The following is a 1,976-nucleotide window of genomic DNA, read 5'->3' on the forward strand; positions in this document are numbered from 1 at the left end:
GGTCTACGACGACCCCGATGAGATCATCATCGACCGCGAGAACAACCGGCACCTGGCCTTCGGCGGCGGCATCCACCGCTGCCTGGGCTCCAACCTCGGGCGCCGCGAACTCATCGTCGCCCTCGAAGAATTTCTGGCCACGGTGCCGGAATTCTCGCTGGCCAATTCCAACGAGCAGTGGCACGGCGTCGGCCCGCTCACCCTCAAGATCGGACGGTGACCCCCATGTTCCACGTATCCGTCGACACCGACCGCTGTCAGGGCCACGCCCGCTGCCTGGCCTTCGCGCCGGACGTGTTCGACTTCGACGACGAAGGATATGCCTTCGTTCCCGGCGACCAGGCCGACCGCGAGGAGCTGGGCGAGGACGTGAAACTAGCCGTGGCCAACTGCCCGGAACGCGCCATCATCGTCAGCGAGGTGTCGCACGCCAGTTCGTGATCGCCGGACTCGCGATACGGTGATGATCATCGACGAGGCGCGACCGGGGGAGGGTGTCATGAACCCGACCCGCTCCGCTCCGCGGCAATCCGGCGACGATCACCTGGAGCTGATGACGCAGCGATTGATCGCCGCCGAGCGACGCGCCCAGACGCTTGCCGAACTCAACAGGTTGCTCGCTCAGGGCCGCGACCCCTTGCCGTTCGCCCAACGCGCCGTCGACCTAGTGATGCGAGCAACGGGCGCGGCCGGTACCTACGTCTACCTGTGGGACGCGCAAATTGAGCGGTTGATCTTGCGCGTGGCCACGACCGGCAGTCAGGCCGCGCACGTTGATGAGATCGCACTGCGACTCGGGGAGGGCATCACCGGCTGGTCGGCCCTGATGGGTCAAACCGTGGTCATCCACGACGACCTCCGCGCCGATCCGCGCTTCGCGCCGTTCGCCGTTCTCGACGAGGAACGCTTCCGGTCGATGGTGGCGGTGCCCATCGTGGTCTCCGGCGGTGACCTGCTCGGCGTCTTCAGCCTGTGGTCGACCCAGCCGTCGGCCTTCCAGGCCCACGACGTCGATCTGGCGACCGAGGTCGGCGGCCTGCTCGCCAGCGGCCTGCTCCAGGCCCGGACCGTGGAGGACCTCCGCCGCCAGTCTGCGGCGGCACGGTTTCTGTCGACCGTGCCCCCCGATGCCACCAGCTCCCTACAGCGCTGCCTCGACGTCCTCTCGGCGTCGATCCGCGAGCAGGTCGATGCCACACTGTGCACCATCGAACTGGCCGACCGAGCCAGCGCCGAGGCGCCGGCACGCCCGGGAGTGGCCATGCAGCCCGGCGTGGATGCAGGTCTGACGGTCGCCGCGCGGGCCGTGCGCACCCGCGCGGACCTTGCCGACCTGGTGGGGCGTCTGCGACCCGGTCACGACAAGTTCTCCACGTCGTTCGGTCAACTCTTTCCGCTCGGCGCCATCACCTGTTACCGCGGGCGGCCGTTCTCCGACACCGACGTCAACATCATCGAGGCGCTCAGCGCGCAAACCGCGGCGCTGGTGGCGTCCCTGGGCAATGCGTCGATGGCCACCCCACTTGCGGGTCGGCTCACCAACGCCGCCAACGACCGCGACGCCGAACGACTGCTCCACGACTTGGGCTGGCGCCGCGCGTTGACCCACACCGTCGTCGTGCGCATCCGATCCGCGCACTACGGGTCACCGGGAAGCTACGACCGAATGGTGGCCTCGCTGGAGGAGGCATGCCGCTGCTTCGACGACGTCGTGGTGGCGCCCTCGGCGCCGACGGTGTCGATCCTGATCGGCCATCAGCCCGAGCAGTGGAAGAAGTTCGAGAATGCTCTACGCACCGTGTGTCGCTCACTGCGTACCGACACCGGCGTGGTCATCACCGCAGGAATCGGTTCGCCCGTTGGCGAGGCGGCGCAGATCGCCGCCGCCCTCGATGACGCCGAAACCGCGTCGCTGTGGGCCGATCTGCTCGGCGAACCCGTCGTTCACCACCAGGACGTGGCGCACCTGCGGATGC

The 1,976-nt window shown here is 68.2% G+C and carries 3 protein-coding genes; all 3 read left to right on the top strand.

Annotation, left to right across the window (positions count from 1 at the left end; all coding sequences use genetic code 11):
- A partial coding sequence (locus tag ACRDUX_RS06535) for a cytochrome P450 (protein ID WP_526412146.1) occupies positions 1 to 220 on the top strand: 220 nt, incomplete at its 5' end.
- A 5-nt stretch (positions 221 to 225) separates the two neighbouring features.
- Positions 226 to 441 carry a ferredoxin gene (locus tag ACRDUX_RS06540; protein WP_526412150.1) on the top strand — a complete coding sequence of 72 codons (216 nt, stop codon included), beginning with the start codon at positions 226 to 228 and terminating at the stop codon, positions 439 to 441.
- Positions 442 to 499: 58 nt separating this feature from the next.
- Positions 500 to 1,976: GAF domain-containing protein (locus ACRDUX_RS06545; protein WP_526412148.1), on the top strand; the 1,477-nt coding region annotated here is incomplete at its 3' end.

Source organism: Mycobacterium sp. (assembly GCF_050701675.1).
GTDB lineage: Bacteria > Actinomycetota > Actinomycetes > Mycobacteriales > Mycobacteriaceae > Mycobacterium.